Here is a 15,381-nt window from a genome sequence, read left to right as displayed (position 1 = left end):
GCTTAGAGGTGCAGCCGTCGGGCTGCCCGGCCGAGCAGGCCAAGAGCAGGCACCGCCTGCCCTGCCACAAGTGGAATACTGGCTTTTCTGCCGCCGGGCAGAACCACGCTCAACTGCCCTACAACCTGCCCTTCGCTCACAGGTGCAATAAGTGGGCTGTCGTAGTCTATGGCGACGTGCGTGCTGTTTTTCCAGCCATGAGGCAGCAGCATCCTGAACTCCTGAGCAGCAACCAGCGGCACGGTCTGGCTCACCCCCATCCAGACGGGTGCCTGCTCTACGATCTCACCTTTGTTGATGATCTGGGCCGTTTCAAAATTCGCAAATGCCCAGCCCATCAGGCGCTCACCTTCACGCCCGCGTGCGCCATCACTCGGCAGGCCGTTAATGGCCATGACAACACGCCGCCCATCCCGCTCGGAAGAGGCGCACAGGCCAAACCCACCAGCATCCGTGTGGCCGGTCTTCAGCCCATCGGCCAGCCCCTTGACCACCAGACTATTGCGGTTTTCCTGATGTATCTTGTTGAAAACGAACTCTTTTTCCGAAAAGAAATGGTAATATTCGGGAAAATCATGGATCAGACGCAAAGCAAGATACGCCACATCCCGCGCGGACATATAGTGATTATCCGCAGGCCAGCCCGTTGCATTCATGAAGTGCGAATTGGTCAGCCCCAGCTTGGCGGCCGTATCGTTCATCAGCGTGACAAACTGCTCCTGAGAACCGGAAATCCCTTCAGCGAGCACAATACACGCGTCATTGCCGGACTGGATAATCATACCCTGAACAAGGTCCTGCACAGCAACGCTCTGCCCCAGAGGGACGAACATTTTGGACCCCTGCATGCGCCACGCGCGCTCGCTGACCGGCAGCATCTGGTCAAGCTTGAGCCGCCCTGCACGCAGCATGCCAAATGTGACATAGGCCGTCATCATCTTGGTCAGGGACGAGGGCGGCATGCGCTCATCCGCATTTTTTTCCAGCACCGCAGCACCGCTGCCGTAATCCAGAATACAGGCCCAGCGCGCCATTGTATCCACCGGCCCTACGGGCGTGGTCGCCGGTGTTTCAGGCACCGTACCTCCGGTGGCTGCGGGCGCCTCAGGCGCGGCTGAAGGGGCAGGTTTGTGCCTGGGGCGCGCCACCGCACCCCCAGCAAAACCACCAGAAAAAAGGGCTGCGCCCCCTGCAAGTAAAAACCGTCGAGTCTGCAAAGTCATTCCCTATTCGACGACGATGTGAGAACCATTAAAACCATTAGCCAATGCCCGTTTAAGGGCCGCGTCGGCGGCACTTATAGTCGCAAACGGTCCCTGCCGGACAGCCCACATCGTGCTTTGACCAGACATAACGGGCCTGACCACACCACCATGGCCACCAGCCTGCATGACGGCAGCGGAGCGGGACGTAAAATCCATGGTCTCTATCCAAAGCATGCCCGGAGCCGCATAACCCTGCGCATAGGCCACCGGAAGATCAGGCAACCGCACACCTGTGGATGCAGGAGCACTCTCCGCCCCACCACCAACCGCCACGACCGAAACGCCACCACTCCCGCCAAGACTGGACTGAACAACCTGCTCCCGGGGTGCTGCTTCAATTTGCAGGGCGACCCCTCCGGGCAGGGTCTCTGCCAACTGACGGCTGGCGACCTCATCCTCCACAATCCGGACCTGTGCTGGCCCCGCACCCATGCCAAGCAGATTGGCCGCCTGCGTGGACAAAGCCAGTGCGCGACCCATTTGCGCAGGGCCACGGTCGTTTACCCTTACACGCACCTGCCGTCCGTTTTCCAGATTGGTCACGGTAACAATGGCAGGCAACTGGAGCGTGGGATGGCTGGCCGTCATGGTAGCCATGCTGCGTACCTCGCCATCGGCGGTCAGTTCTCCCTCACGCCCATCCTGACGTACGGCAAGGCCTGTTCCCTGCCAGGCAAACTCCTCCCGCGGGTAAAACCATTGGCCCGGCACATGCCACGCAGCCCCAACCGTATAATGCACATCCGGATGGGGTGTGGGTGCTGGAGAACACGACGCCAGCAGCAGACAGCCCCAGAAAACGACTTTTTTCACGTTATGGCATCACCCAGAAGCCCTACGGCCAATGCATAAAAATCTGATGGATTGTACCGTCGGATCACGTTGAAATTGTGGTAAACAATAAAGGCCTCGCCCCCCGGCCCATCGGGGCGGATCACCGCCCCTTCCTGCACGGAGGCACCAAACTCCCCAGCACGGGGCCTTACTCCGTGCTGCTCCCACCATGCAAGCGGTCTTACGTGATTGCGGCCAAGAAGGGACTGCTCCAGAGTATCAGGCAGTACAACGCCCTCCCCCCATGGCTGTCCGGCCTGCCAGCCACATCCGGCCAGATAGTTGGCGATGGAGGCAAATACATCGCCCTCATTATGCCAGATATCCGCCCGCCCACCTGCGGGGTAACTGGCCGCGTAACGCATATAGGCGCTGGGCATGAACTGCGGTTGCCCCATGGCCCCCGCATAACTGCCAAGCATATGGGTAGGGGCAACCCCGGCCTGTTCCACCACATGAAGCGCCTTGAGCAGTTCCGTGCGGAAAAAACTGGCGCGTCGGCCATCATACGCCAGCGTTGCCAGCGCATCGATCACCGAGAACGTACCCATGCGGGTGCCATATGCGGATTCCAGCCCCCATATGCCCGCAATAGCACCCTGAGCAACACCATAAAGCCCGCTGATCCGCCCCAGCAGGTCCGTGCGCTGCTGAATGGCGGTCAGGCCATCATTCAGTTTTTTCTCGCTCAGAACACGGTCTTTGTACTGCGCCCATGTCAGGGTGAATTCCGGCTGGTGCCTGTCCGCCTGCAAGACCTTGGGGTTAGGGCCATGCAACGGTGCCAGTGCCTGCGCAACCACGGAAGCAGAAACACCCTGCCCCACAGCCTCCCGCCTGACCCCGGCCAGAAATGCGGCATAGCTGCCAGTCGCCCCCTGCGCGGCATGACGCACACAAACAGGTGAGGCCACCAGCAAAGCCCCACCACCAAGTAAAAGTTTTCTACGTAACATGAGGCACGACCCGCTTTGCAGACGACACAGGCAAACACACTATCCTGCTTTTGCATATCTGTCAGGCCGTGCTGTCCGCTTTAATCCACGCAGGAACTCCGGCTAACCATATGCAATGCCAGTTTTTATCTGCATCTTCCAAAAACTTGACATGCGCCGCGTAAAAGAGCCTGTTGCCGCAGGTCCTGCGTATAAACCAGACCATATCTACCGTGTTGGAGAGCAGGCTCCGCTGTGCTTGACCATTTTCTGGAACTGACGGCCACACAACCTCTTCTGCAGGTTCTGATTGTTATTCTGGCAACTTTTGTGCTGGAGGACGCGGCAACCGTCATTACGGCCATTCAGGTTCATCTCCACACGATCAGTATTCCCGTTGCCCTGAGCGCCCTGTACACGGGCATTGTTCTGGGCGATGTGGGCCTTTACGCTCTGGGCGCGCTGGCCGCCAAATGGCCACCCGCACGACGCTGGGTTAACATTCCCTCCGCCCGGACGCAGCAGGCATGGCTGAGCAGAAACCTGTTTGTCGTTGTGTTTGTCAGCCGGTTTATTCCGGGCACACGCCTGCCCCTTTACACGGCCTGCGGTTTTTTCCGGGCCGGACTGGCTGTTTTTACGGCAGCCACCTTCTGTGCCACCCTGCTGTGGACAACGGCACTCTTTATGCTCTCCCTGCGTGTGGGGGGAGTACTTCTGGCCCATCTTGGCGCATGGCGCTGGGTTGGCGTGGCTGGCTTTGTGGCGGCCATCATTCTGGTGGGGCGGCTTGTTGCGCGCACCCAAAAACACAAGATATGACCTTACCCATGCCCCCCTCCCAGCAAGACAAGCACCCCAACCCTCTCTCACTCTTCGAGTTCTGGCCACGCTGGGTGTTTTACACACCTGTTGTGGCCTACTGGATCCTGCTTGGCCTGCGCTACCGGGATGTCACACTCCCTACCGCCGCCAACCCCCGGATAACCACCGGTGGCCTGTGCGGAGAAAAGAAAAGCGACCTGCTGGACATGGCCGGCCCATATGCCACCCAATGGATTGCGCCATATACCACGCTGACCACTGGCGAGAACGATCTGGCACGGGCCACGCAGGTCATGCACGCCAGAGGGCTGGCATTCCCTGTTGTTGTCAAACCCGACATCGGGTGCAACGGCACGGGGGTCAAGCTGGTACACACGCAGGAGGAGCTGGCGCAGGTCTGTGCGTCATTCCCGCGCAATGTGGAACTTGTCATTCAAAAACTGATCACATGGCCGCATGAAGCCGGAGTGTTTTACATCCGCCACCCGGATGAACCCACAGGCCGCCTGACCTCCCTGACATACAAGGATATCCCCTTCCTGATCGGCAATGGCAGGAACACCATTCTGGAACTGCTCAAACAGGACGCCCGCACCAGCAAGGTGCTGCATATTTACACCCCTCGCCTGCAGCACCGCCTGCACACCATTCCCGAACCGGGGGAAAGGATTGATCTGGTTTTTGCCGGCAATCACTGCAAAGGGGCGGTTTTCCGCAATGGCATAGCCGACATTACGCCGGAACTGACACAGCGGATCGACCAGATCATGCAGGATATCCCCGACTTTTATTTCGGGCGCATTGATCTGAAATTCCGCAGTATGGAAGACCTCGCCCGTGGCGAGAATTTTGAGATCATAGAAATCAACGGTGTTGGCGCGGAAGCCATCCATATCTGGGATGCCAGAACGACCCTGCGCGAGGCCTATGCAGCACAGTTCCTGCATTACGGAGAAAGCTACCGCATAGGCGCCAAAAACAAGGCCGCAGGCTGGAAGCCCACAAACCTGTGGTACGGGCTACGCCTGTGGCGCGAACATAAAAAACTGTTGGCGTCCTACCCGCTTAATGACTGAGCGCATCCTGCGCCAACGCGGCCCGATGCTCCTGCGCCAGACGGGAATGACGCCGACCGTAAAAGCGGTAGCATCCCCAGCCACACAGCGCATAAACCATTAGCAGCAAAGCAGGCACGGGGTCTCCGCCCATAAAGGACAACACCATTTCCCAACAGAGCGGGGCAACCATAAACCCGCAGAACACCATGCCCAGCAACGGCACATACCCAACCCATATGCCGCGCAGCACAAACCCGCCAAAAGGCACAACAAAGGTGCGCTGATAGTCAGGGGCCGTATTGCGCATCCATATTACGGTAAAACAGACAATACCAAACGCCGTTGCCGTTCCCAGACTGACCAGATCACCAATAATATCAATTGGCAGGACGGCGGTCGCCAGAGCCACCACACTCCCCAGCATGATGCTGCCAAGCCAGGGCGTATGGTAACGCGTGTGCAAACGCGCAAAAACGGAAAACAGCAGACCATCTTCCGCCATGGCAAAAAAAATGCGGCTCTGGGCGTATAATAGGCCCATCAGTACCGAACACAGGCCAACGACCGCGCCAATTTTAACAAACAGGGCAAGCCACGGCTGATGCATGGCATTAACCGCAATAGCCAGCGGGTCTGCCACATCCAGCGTCCGCCATGGTACAACGCCTATCAGCACGGCAGCCACCACCATATATACCCCCGTGCAGATCACCAGTGACAGCACAATACCGACCGGCACATCCCGTCTGGGGTTTCTGGCTTCGGCCGCTGCGGTAGAAACGGCCTCAAACCCGACATAGGCGAAAAAGATAACGGACGCCGCCCGAAAAATACCGGGAACACCATAGCGAAAACCACCCTGATACGCAGGAATGAACGGGGTCCAGTAGGCCGGGTGCATTTGCCAGACACCCAGAGCCACAAAAACCGCCAGCACACCCACCTTAAGCATCACAATGAGTGAATTGATTTTAAAGGATTCCCGCACACCCACGACCAGCAGCCCGGTCACAACCACAATGGACAAGGCCCCCAGCAGGTCACACTGCCAATGGCCCATGATATGCCGGTTCGCCCCCTGATAAACCACTTCCAGAGTTGTAGTATGCAGAGTTGGTGGAACATGCATCCCCAGATCATCCAGCAGACTGGCAGCGTACCCCGAAAAACCGGCAGCAACACCTGCGCAGGAAATGCCGTATTCCATCAACAGCAGCCAGCCAACGGCCCATGCCCACCCTTCCCCCATGGACACGTAGGCATAGGTATAGGCCGACCCCGATACCGGCATAACAGATGCCAGCTCCGCATAGGACAGAGCCGTAAAAAGGCAGGCAATACCCGCAATAATAAAAGACAGCAGGATGGAGGGACCAGCATAATTGGCTGCCGCAGTCCCGGTCATGACATAAATGCCCGCACCAATGGTTGAGCCCACGCCCAGCATGGTTAACTGCAATGGTCCCAGCGTTTTTTTCAGGCGCTGCTGCCCGTTTTCCATCTCTATTCTGGCAAGTGACTTGCGCAGCAGGGAAGCACGCACCCGTTTCATCCCGCCCACCACTTACCGTGCGAAATGGAAGATCAGAAACGCAGCCCCGCCAACCACCATGCAGTACCATGCAAAAGGCGACATCGCCCAACTGTCATGCTTGCGGAAATAGCGCATCAGAAAAGCCGTGCTCGCCAGAGCCGTCACCCCCGACACAACAGCCGCCAGCAGGGCAATATGCATCTGGGCCGGGTCAATGGGTGTGTGGCGCATTTTAAATGCTTCGCGCACTGTTGCGGCAATAATGACCGGCTGGGCCATGAGAAACGAAAAACGCGCCGCCGCATCATGGTGCAATCCACGCAGCAGGCCCCCGCAGATGGTTGCGCCCGAGCGCGACAGACCGGGAAAAAAGGCAAGGCACTGGAAAAAACCGATAAACAGCGCATCGCGTGATGTCAGGCTGGCCAGATACCGAACATCCTTGCGGACGACACGGTTCCGCAGTTTTTCAACGACCAGCAGCAGCACCCCGTTAAGGAACAGGAACAGCGCCGCAGAGGATGCAGAGCCAAACACACTGCGCAACCAGTGCTCAAACAGACCGCCAACAACCACCGCAGGCACGGTTGCCAGACAGATCAGCCACAGGATATGCAGGCTTTCCAACTGGGTACGGTGCCCGAACGCGCCGAACGCCCCTTTGCACAGAGCCAGCCAGTCCTGCCAGAAAAAGATCAGCAGGGCGACGGATGTCCCCATGTGCAACATGACCAGAAACGGCAGAAAGGTCGGGTCATGCAGATCATACGACCAGTGCAGCAATGACGGCAGGACAACGGCATGCCCGAGGCTGCTGACAGGAAAAAGCTCTGTAGCGCCCTGCAGCAGCGCCATGATAAGTGCCTGAAAAAGGGACATGTATGTTTAGCGTTCCAAACGGTCTGTTATCTACTGCTGTCCTTGCACCATGCGCCTAAGTGCTGCAAGGATTTCGTCCTGTTTAACTTTTTGCGCAAGCACACTTTTTGATAAGGGCCTGAGCCAACCATGAGCCGACAAAACCACATAGGCGCTATTCTTTGCAGCACTCTGGTTCTGGCTGCGGCAACAGGGTTTGGCATGTACGCGATCAATACCCAGAAAACACCGGGCAAATCATCCTACGAACTCACAGCCCGCTTTGTTTCGGCCAATGGTCTGGCGCGTGGAGCGGATGTGGATATCGCCGGGGTCAAGGTCGGTCGCGTGTCCAGCATTACACTGGACCCTACTTCCCAGATGGCTATTGTCCGCTTCCGGCTGGATAGCGCACTCCACCTGCCCACAGACAGCACCCTGACCATCGGCAGTGGCACCCTCTCCTCCGAAAATGCGCTGATGATCGAGCCGGGAACAGCCACAACACAGGCCCGCTCCGGGCAGATGATGACCCACACATTGGAACCCTCAAGCCTTGAACAGCAGGTGAGCAACTACATTTTTGGTGCAGGCAATCTGGGACAGTAAGCCAATTCCCTCCAACCAATCAGTTTTTTCAAAAAAATCTGGCAAGATGGATTGACGCCCCCCTCAGGAGCGGATACATAACCGCCACCAACCAATGGCGGCGTAGCTCAGTGGTAGAGCAGGGGAATCATAATCCCTTGGTCGGAGGTTCAAATCCTTCCGCCGCTACCAAATTCCCAAAAAATCAAAGTATTAATCTACCTTTTGATCAAAAAGATCAAACAGGCACTGTTAATCCTGCGCCTCTCTCTTCGCATGGAATGGACCTGCTCCACCCTGTTCCACATTCATGGTCAACAGGGCGAATACAGGGTCGCGGCGCGCTGGATCAGCCTTCGGACAGTTCAGGCTGCGGTTCGCTCGACAGGTCCTTGACCTCAGCCATTGCTTCGTTCTCGGATTCCGTCTGGTCGTCTTCATCATCCTCGGACATGTTGGATGATACGCGCTGCTGCCTCGCCGTCTGACGCTCCGCACGTTCCTGCTGGTTTTGCTGCGCAGCCTGCGCCATGGCGTTCAGAATACGGAAATAATGTTCGGCATGCTGGAAATAGGCTTCAGCCGCCACGCGGTCACCACTTCCCGTCGCGTCACGGCCGAGCTGGAGATATTTTTCAAAAAGCTGCTGTGCTGTGCCTCTGACCCGCACATCGGGGCCATGACTGTCAAAAACATGATTCCGGTTCATCGGAATCTGGCCATTTAATTGCCTGGACGCTCCACCGCTCCCGTTGGAGCGATGGTGTCTGGTACGCATCCGTTTTACATTCATGGGTTTGTCACAGCGCTTTCCTGTTCATGGCACTTTGCATGAAGAAACAGTCCGATACAAAAGGCATGTTCCTGAATGAAGGCCGAATTGTTTTTTCGGAATGGGCTTTTGGCGGCAACCTGTTTTTATTGCCGGAAGAAAGGCCCTTACCGCTCATCCACCGTGGCAGATCTGGCTAATCTGAATACTGCCGCAGGACTGAGCCTGCGGATAATAACAACGCACAACCACAAAGCCAACCGATTTTTTTGTATTCCAGTTTATGCCGGCCTCTGGCCCAGTACAACACAGCGGGCTATTCCGGCCAGATCGGCCAGCACACGCACAACACTCAGCCCGTTCTGCCCGGCTATGTCCCGCAAGGCCAGTTCCTGCCCTATCCCGATTTCAAAGATACCAATCCCGTTGTCACGCAACAGCAAGGGCAGCCGGGCACACAGGTCACGATAGGCGTCCAGACCATCATATCCACCATCCAGCGCGCGCACGGGCTCATGCGCCCTGACCTCCTCCATCAGTCCCCCTAGGTCTGATGTGGGAATGTAGGGGGGGTTGCTGAACACAACATCAAAACGGGTCTGAGGCGCCAGCGCATCCCCCCAGCGGGCTGCCATAACCAGCGCACGACCGGCCATATTGCAACGCCGGGCATTGGCATGGGCCAGACTGGCGGCAGCCGGATGAACATCCACCCCCACCCCCCAAGCCTGTTGGTACTCCGCCAGAGCCGCCAGCAGAATGCAGCCGGACCCCGTCCCCAGATCCAGAAACGACAAGGGCGCATTGCGGTCCGGGTAAGCATCCAGCAGGGCGGTAATCAGGGTTTCCGTATCCCCCCTTGGCACAAGAGAGGCAGGAGATACCGCCAGATCAAGGCTCCAGAACCCTTTGCGACCCGTAATATAGGCAAACGGCTCGTGCCTTGCCCGACGGGCAACCCAGCCCAAGAATGGTTCGGCGGCAACCTGTTCACGCGGGGAAAGACCCAGCAGAGCCTCGGGCGTTATACCCAGAGCATGCTGCAAAAGCAGACGTGCTTCCCGCCGGGGATTTTCCACCCCTGCATCGCGCAAAAGTTGCGCACCACGGCTCAGCAGGTCGTGTAGAGACTGGTGGTGTGGGGATTTTTCTGCTTTGCTCGGATGCGTCATTTCAACAAATCACCTGACCCAATATCCATGCCCGTTTCACGCTTTTCATTCACTCTCCCGACTGCCGTGCTGCTGAGCGCCATAAGCCTGCTGGCTGTGGCGGTGCCCCTGCGCCCGGCTCTGGCTGGCGAATTTACGGTAACGGATGAAAAAGCTGACATGGAAATTTCCGAAGTCTCACGCATTTATCTGGACGGCAAGCTCGTATCCGAATTCCGGCTTGATGATGCCACGCGGTACAAAACCGTGCGTATCCCTACCCCACTGGGCCGTCTGGACCACACCTATACGTTGTGCGGGGAAATTACCATTCGCACCGCGGATGGCCGGACAGAAACGCATGAAGTGAGCAGCAGCGGTCTTTTGCACAACCCCGATGGCCACCATTTTGATGCTTTGGGGTCCGATGGATTTAAGGACTTCTTTCTGGTGGACCCACAGGCCCCAGAGGCCGCAGAGCGGCTCCCCGGCCGGGGCGAAGTCTGCTCCGCCCCGATTAGCTGAAAACGCTAGAACCCCGCATCCGCCAGAAGAGCGGCCTGCTCTTCCTGCGCAAGCGCATCCACAAACTCGTCCAGTTCGCCCAGCATAACACGGTCAATTTTATACAGGGTCAGGTTGATCCGGTGGTCCGTGACCCGCCCTTGCGGAAAATTATACGTGCGTATCCGCTCGGACCGATCCCCCGTACCAACCTGAGAGCGCCGGTCCGCCGCACGATTGGCGTGAGCCTGCTCGCGCTCACGCTCATACAGGCGGGCACGCAGGATCTTCATCGCCTTGGCGCGGTTCTTGTGCTGGCTTTTTTCCTCCTGCATGGACACAACAATGTTGGTCGGCAGATGGGTAATCCGCACCGCACTTTCAGTTTTGTTAACGTGCTGCCCACCAGCCCCTGACGCCCGAAAAACGTCTATGCGCAGTTCGCTTTCGTTAATGGTCACGTCCACCTCTTCCGCCTCTGGCAGAACGGCCACCGTAACCGTGGATGTGTGAATACGGCCCTGTGCTTCTGTTGCGGGAACGCGCTGCACCCTGTGCACACCGGATTCGTATTTAAGCCGTGCAAAAACACTTTTGCCGTTAATTTCGGCAATGCCACAGCGCAGGCCACCGAGCTCGCTCTCGTCATAATCCATAACGGTAAAGCGCCAGCCCTTAAGGTCCGCATACCGCCGGTACAGATCGAACAATTCAGCCGCAAACAGGGCTGCTTCATCCCCCCCAGCGGCGGGGCGCACTTCCAGAATGGCGCTGCGTTCGTCCGCTACGTCCTTGGGGAGCAGTGCCAGCCGCACTTCGCGCTGCAACCTTGGCAACTGTTCACGCAGTTCTGCCAGTTCTTCGCCCGCCAGTTCCTGCATTTCCGGGTCGGCCATAAGGGCCTCTGCCTGAGCAATGCCCTTTTCTGTTGCACGCAGGCCGTTAATGCAGGTTACAACCGGTTCAATTTCCGCATATTCGCGGGACGCCTGAGTAAAGGCATCCCCACTCAGGCCACTTGCCAGAAGCGCTTCCAGTTCAAGCGCGCGACTGGCAATCCGGTCCAGCCGTTCATCAAGATTCATTCCGCAAAAATGCTCCGCGCATCAGAAAGAAGGGCCTGTGTCACCACTTCGTTTTCCTGCCCGGTTTCCATGCTTTTGACACGGAACACACCACGGGCCAGTTCATCCTCACCCAGAAACAGCACATAGCTTGCGTTCTGCTTGCCTGCCCGCTCCATGCGTTTACGCAGCGAACCCTTGTAGCCGATTTCGGTCCGCACGCCCTGCTGGCGTAATGCCTGCAAAATCTGGCACACGGCTTTTTCATCCGGCGAGCCTACCGGAATCAGCACCACGGAACGCGGGGCCGGGGGCGCCTCTTCAAGCAGCATGGCAAGGCGTTCCACCCCGGCGGCCCAGCCAATGGCGGGCACTTCCGGCCCACCCATCTGCTTGACCAGACCATCATACCGCCCACCGGCCAGCACCGTACCCTGCGAGCCAAGGCGGTTGGTTACAAATTCAAACGTCGTGTGGTTGTAGTAATCCAACCCACGGACAATGGCGGGGTTAACTGTGTAGGCAATGCCGAAAAGGTCGAGCCTGTGGCGCAGTTCCTCCCAGAATATACGGGCCTCTGGGGTCAGGAAGTCTTCCATCAGGGGCGCGTTGGCCACGAGTTCACGATCACTCGGGTCTTTGCTGTCGAGAATACGCAGCGGATTTTTTTCAAGCCTGACGCGGCTATCTTCAGACAGTCTGGCGCTATGGGCGGAAAAATACGTCACCAGCGCCTGCCGCCACGCATCCCTGCTGGCTGCATCACCCAGCGTGTTCAACTCAAGCGTTACGTACTGGGCAACACCCAGTGCTTCAAGCACGGCATAACCCAGAGCTATGGCTTCTGCATCGGCCAGAGGTTCGGCCGCACCCAGCAGTTCTGCACCAATCTGGTGGAACTGGCGGTAACGTCCTTTTTGTGGCCGCTCATGCCGGAACATCGGCCCTGTATAAAACACCTTCTGCGGGAGCGACTGGGTAAGCGCGTTGGTCACCAGCGCACGACAGACGGCAGCCGTACCTTCTGGCCGCAGGGTCAGGCTATCCCCATCGCGGTCATTGAAGGAATACATTTCCTTGGAAACCACGTCCGATGTGTCGCCCAAAGAGCGGGAGAAGACGCGGGTTTCTTCAAAAATGGGGGTGGACCACTCATCAAACCCATAGAGCCCGGCAATATGGCGTGCGGTATTGACCACGCGCGCATGGCGGCGTTGCTCTTCTCCAATAAGATCGTGCGTTCCTCTTACGGGCTGAATGCTGCTCACGGCCTGTTTTTCCTGATTGAAGCAGCACTTTGCGGGCTGCTCCCTGATCTTTGTCTATTGGGCAAATAAAAACCCGCCACAGCCCCGAACATGCCCGGAGCGCGTGGCGGGTGATAGGCGAACCTAGTTGGCGGACGCCATATCCGGCAGCTCAGGGGTTACCCCTTCCTGCTTTGCGCGGGCTTCTTCTGCCTCAATGGCCGCCACGCGCTCTTCAACCAGATCAACAACATGGTTGATCATGTCATCCGCAGCAATTGTGTGGTCCTGCTTGCCAGCGGAATAGACCATATGGCGGCCCGAACCACCCCCGGTCACCCCAAGGTCGGTCATAAGGGCTTCACCCGGACCATTGACCACGCAACCAATGATGGAAAGCGTAAGCGGGGTTTTGATATGGGCCAGACGATCTTCAAGAGTCTGAACCGTTTCCACCACATTAAAGCCCTGACGTGCGCAGGACGGGCAGGAAATGATTTTAACCCCACGATGCCGCAGGCCAAGGGATTTAAGAATATCCCAGCCGACCAGCACTTCTTCTTCCGGGGCGGCGGACAGGGAAACACGCATGGTATCCCCCACACCAGCCCAGAGCAGGTTGCCCAGCCCGATGGAGGACTTGACCGTACCTGCGCGCTTGCTGCCCGCTTCGGTAATGCCAATATGCAGCGGGTAATCGCACGCATCAGCCAGTTGCTGGTAAGCCGCAACCGCCATGAACACGTCCGATGCCTTTACGCTGATCTTGAATTCACGGAAGTCATGATCTTCCAGAATTTTGGCGTGTTCGAGCGCGCTTTCCACCAGTGCTTCGGGGTTGGGTTCACCGTACTTTTCCAGAAGGTGCTTTTCCAACGACCCGGCATTCACGCCGATACGAATGGAACAGCCGTAATCCTTGGCGGCCTGCACAACTTCACGCACACGCTCGGCGCTACCGATATTGCCCGGGTTAATACGCAGGCAGGCGGCCCCGGCCTTGGCGGCCTCAATGGCGCGTTTGTAGTGGAAGTGAATATCGGCCACGATCGGCACATTCACTTCCCTTACAATTTCCGCCAGTGCTGCCGTGCTATCCTCATCCGGGCAGGAAACACGAACAATATCCACCCCAGCCAGTTCGGCACGGCGGATCTGCTCAATGGTCGCCTGTGCATCGCTGGTCAGGGTATTGGTCATGGTCTGGACGGAAATCGGGGCATCACCACCGACGGCTACCTTGCCGACGTGGATCTGCCGAGATTTCCGACGCTCGATATGCTGGTAAGGCCGGTAGCCGCTCATCTTGCATCCTTTTGTCGAAACGACAGTTGGGGGAGGTCTGGCCGCAGTTCGGCGCTACGGTGTCTCCCGCTCTAGGTTTGGTGCTTTCCTGCCAAAATCAAGTCCGGTTGGCTACACATAAAGCATGGAAAGAGCCATTCAGTGCGCGCCAGCCCCATTCAACTGGCGGGCGTTCAGGTCATCCGCACTGGTTTCGGCAGGCGGCGGGGCCGCATGGTGCGGTGGTGGTTTGGGCACCTCGACCGCAGACTGGGCAACATGCCCTGCCCCACTTTCCGGTGTTACGGGTGCTACGGGCGCATCAGCCGCAGGCGTTGCAACCGTGCTGGTTCTGGCAGGCACTGCCGCCCCGGCAGGTAAAGGTACAACCGTAGCTGTTCCTGCAGCACTCACTCCTCCACCGGCGCGGACCTGCTGAACCACTTCCGGCGTTAAGGCAATATGCCGCAGAACCGCGCCGTTCCGCCCCAATGGTGGGGTTGTCTTGTCCCCTTGGGCAAAAATTACGCCGCCTGCGTTACCAACAGTCAGGCTGTATGGCCCGTTATCGGCAGGAACAGTCCAGACATCACCGGGTTGCAGAACATGGTCATACACGACCTTTCCTGCCGCATTCCTGACCTGCACCCAGCTTGGAGCCTGCGCCCTGAGCATAAGAGGCGCATCCGCACTGGCACTGGCACTGGCACTGGCACTGGCACTGGCACTGGCACTGGCCGTTCCTGGCACACTGGCAGCAGGCTGCTCAACCGCAGGAGGCACGGAAGCTGCTTCTGCTGAAACCGGTTTACCTGCCTGTGATGGCACCGGTGCGTTCGCCACACTGGTCGCATTAGCCAGTGCGGAGGCATCTGGCCCTGTGGGCACTACTGGCGTGCTCTGTGCCGGTGCAGGCTGGGTCGCCACCGGCAAGGGAGGAAGCTGCGCCATGTTATGATCCGGCAGGATGGAAGCAACCTGTGGCGAGGGCGCATTCTTTGCACTCTCACCGGGCATCAGGGTTGCAACCGGCGGTACGCGCTCGGGCACGGGTGGGGCATGCCCCACAAAACAGTACCACCCCACATAACTTGCCAGAATAACGGCCAGTCCAAGGGAAATGCTAACGGCAGGCGGCAGGCGGCGGTCTGGGAGAGGGTCAGGAAAATCCAGATCCGGCTTGCGCGTACCCAGCCGCCCTTCCTGACGATAAAGCTTGAGCATCTGGTCGGGATTGAACCCGAGAGCCTGCCCATATGCCCGCAAAAAGCCCAGAGCGTAGACCTCTGCTGGTAATACGCTGGCATTCCCATTTTCCAGCGCTTCCAGATAAACGCTGCGAATCCGCAGCCAGTCCGCAACATCCTCGATGCTCCAGCCAAGCTGCTCACGGCGTTTACGCAAAGCTTCGCCTACCCCCAGCACCTCCACATCGGGAAGCGGAGGCAAAGGCGAGCCTTGC

15 protein-coding genes and 1 tRNA gene are annotated in these 15,381 nt (G+C 58.0%); 5 read left to right on the top strand and 11 right to left on the bottom strand.

What is annotated here, in order from left to right; all coding sequences use genetic code 11:
- Positions 1-2: 2 nt before the first annotated feature.
- The 3 genes from AB2L51_RS01170 to AB2L51_RS01160 are packed head-to-tail and all read right to left on the bottom strand — an operon-like array spanning position 3 to position 3,055.
- Positions 3-1,223: a D-alanyl-D-alanine carboxypeptidase family protein gene (locus AB2L51_RS01170; RefSeq protein ID WP_395580766.1), complete on the bottom strand. Its 1,221-nt coding sequence runs from the start codon at positions 1,221-1,223 to the stop codon at positions 3-5.
- 3 nt (positions 1,224-1,226) lie between these two features.
- Positions 1,227-2,078: a septal ring lytic transglycosylase RlpA family protein gene (locus tag AB2L51_RS01165; RefSeq protein WP_395580765.1), complete on the bottom strand. Its 852-nt coding sequence runs from the start codon at positions 2,076-2,078 to the stop codon at positions 1,227-1,229.
- Complete coding sequence (locus AB2L51_RS01160) at positions 2,075-3,055, bottom strand: lytic murein transglycosylase (RefSeq protein WP_395580764.1); 981 nt, start codon at positions 3,053-3,055, stop codon at positions 2,075-2,077. Before AB2L51_RS01160 ends, AB2L51_RS01165 begins: the two co-directional genes overlap by 4 nt.
- 234 nt (positions 3,056-3,289) lie before the next feature.
- Between AB2L51_RS01160 and AB2L51_RS01155 the strand changes: the two genes are divergently transcribed.
- Both AB2L51_RS01155 and AB2L51_RS01150 read left to right on the top strand, forming a co-directional pair.
- Positions 3,290-3,856, top strand: a complete 567-nt coding sequence (locus AB2L51_RS01155; protein ID WP_395580763.1) for a DedA family protein — start codon at positions 3,290-3,292, stop codon at positions 3,854-3,856.
- Positions 3,853-4,935, top strand: a complete 1,083-nt coding sequence (locus tag AB2L51_RS01150) for an ATP-grasp domain-containing protein (protein ID WP_395580762.1) — start codon at positions 3,853-3,855, stop codon at positions 4,933-4,935. The genes AB2L51_RS01155 and AB2L51_RS01150 overlap by 4 nt, the downstream gene beginning before the upstream one ends.
- Here the strand turns inward: AB2L51_RS01150 and AB2L51_RS01145 are convergent.
- On the bottom strand, positions 4,925-6,469 hold the full coding sequence (locus tag AB2L51_RS01145; protein ID WP_395580761.1) for an APC family permease: 1,545 nt from the start codon (positions 6,467-6,469) through the stop codon (positions 4,925-4,927). The genes AB2L51_RS01150 and AB2L51_RS01145 overlap by 11 nt on opposite strands.
- Positions 6,470-6,481: 12 nt before the next feature.
- On the bottom strand, positions 6,482-7,330 hold the full coding sequence (locus AB2L51_RS01140) for an undecaprenyl-diphosphate phosphatase (RefSeq protein WP_395580760.1): 849 nt from the start codon (positions 7,328-7,330) through the stop codon (positions 6,482-6,484).
- Between the two features lie 129 nt (positions 7,331-7,459).
- Between AB2L51_RS01140 and AB2L51_RS01135 the strand changes: the two genes are divergently transcribed.
- Positions 7,460-7,918: an MlaD family protein gene (locus tag AB2L51_RS01135; protein WP_395580759.1), complete on the top strand. Its 459-nt coding sequence runs from the start codon at positions 7,460-7,462 to the stop codon at positions 7,916-7,918.
- A 96-nt stretch (positions 7,919-8,014) separates the two neighbouring features.
- Positions 8,015-8,089, top strand: a tRNA-Met gene (locus AB2L51_RS01130).
- Between the two features lie 157 nt (positions 8,090-8,246).
- On the opposite strand, the gene AB2L51_RS01125 is transcribed toward AB2L51_RS01130, so the two are convergent.
- Together AB2L51_RS01125 and prmC are read right to left on the bottom strand one after the other, a co-directional pair.
- Positions 8,247-8,690 (bottom strand): DUF4167 domain-containing protein, encoded by a 444-nt coding sequence (locus tag AB2L51_RS01125; RefSeq protein WP_395580758.1) that lies wholly within the window; start codon positions 8,688-8,690, stop codon positions 8,247-8,249.
- A 260-nt stretch (positions 8,691-8,950) separates the two neighbouring features.
- The gene (gene prmC / locus AB2L51_RS01120; protein ID WP_395580757.1) at positions 8,951-9,841 is read right to left on the bottom strand and encodes a peptide chain release factor N(5)-glutamine methyltransferase; all 891 of its coding nucleotides are present in this window, start codon (positions 9,839-9,841) and stop codon (positions 8,951-8,953) included.
- 159 nt (positions 9,842-10,000) lie between these two features.
- On the opposite strand from prmC, the gene AB2L51_RS01115 reads away from it, so the two are divergent.
- Positions 10,001-10,345: a hypothetical protein gene (locus AB2L51_RS01115; protein WP_395580979.1), complete on the top strand. Its 345-nt coding sequence runs from the start codon at positions 10,001-10,003 to the stop codon at positions 10,343-10,345.
- Positions 10,346-10,350: 5 nt separating this feature from the next.
- On the opposite strand, the gene prfA is transcribed toward AB2L51_RS01115, so the two are convergent.
- The 4 genes from prfA to AB2L51_RS01095 all read right to left on the bottom strand — a co-directional run bounded on the left by prfA (position 10,351) and on the right by AB2L51_RS01095 (position 15,368).
- The gene (gene prfA / locus AB2L51_RS01110; RefSeq protein ID WP_395580756.1) at positions 10,351-11,409 is read right to left on the bottom strand and encodes a peptide chain release factor 1; all 1,059 of its coding nucleotides are present in this window, start codon (positions 11,407-11,409) and stop codon (positions 10,351-10,353) included.
- Positions 11,406-12,656, bottom strand: coding sequence for a histidine--tRNA ligase (hisS, locus tag AB2L51_RS01105; RefSeq protein WP_395580755.1), 1,251 nt, complete (start codon positions 12,654-12,656; stop codon positions 11,406-11,408). Before hisS ends, prfA begins: the two co-directional genes overlap by 4 nt.
- Positions 12,657-12,779: 123 nt before the next feature.
- A complete protein-coding gene (ispG, locus tag AB2L51_RS01100) occupies positions 12,780-13,940 on the bottom strand; it encodes a flavodoxin-dependent (E)-4-hydroxy-3-methylbut-2-enyl-diphosphate synthase (RefSeq protein ID WP_166110046.1) in 1,161 nt (386 codons plus the stop codon).
- Positions 13,941-14,078: 138 nt separating this feature from the next.
- Positions 14,079-15,368 (bottom strand): helix-turn-helix domain-containing protein, encoded by a 1,290-nt coding sequence (locus tag AB2L51_RS01095; RefSeq protein ID WP_395580754.1) that lies wholly within the window; start codon positions 15,366-15,368, stop codon positions 14,079-14,081.
- Positions 15,369-15,381 lie beyond the last annotated feature (13 nt).

The organism is Acetobacter fabarum (assembly GCF_040702925.2).
GTDB classification, from domain to species: domain Bacteria; phylum Pseudomonadota; class Alphaproteobacteria; order Acetobacterales; family Acetobacteraceae; genus Acetobacter; species Acetobacter fabarum_B.
The sequence above is the reverse complement of the archived record's forward strand: the minus strand, read 5'-3'. Positions and strand labels throughout refer to the sequence as shown.